The 245-nt window shown below is 31.4% G+C and carries 1 protein-coding gene; it reads right to left on the bottom strand.

Features of this window, described 5'->3' with window-relative positions:
* Positions 1 to 56 precede the first annotated feature (56 nt).
* Positions 57 to 245: hypothetical protein (locus tag FE296_RS33130; RefSeq protein ID WP_150363965.1), on the bottom strand; the 189-nt coding region annotated here is incomplete at its 5' end.

The following is a 245-nucleotide window of genomic DNA, read 5'->3' on the forward strand; positions in this document are numbered from 1 at the left end:
TTTATATTATGAATATTAAAAAAGGAACCTAATATATAGGTTCCTTTTCTTTATGATTATTTAATTGCTTCTCTCACAGCGTCTTTTTCAGATTCAACCAATTCAACGGTACTTGTGATTGCTCTAGTATCCATCTTAATTTCACGGGTTAAACCTGGAGTGTCTAGTTTTGGTTCAAAGAATGCTTTGAATTCATCTAGACGAATTCTGGTATGGAAGATGTTTGAGATAACTGTAATAAATGT

Origin of the sequence: Paenibacillus sp. UASWS1643 (assembly GCF_008693195.1) — a bacterium.
In the GTDB taxonomy this organism is placed as follows: Bacteria; Bacillota; Bacilli; order Paenibacillales; family Paenibacillaceae; genus Paenibacillus; species Paenibacillus amylolyticus_B.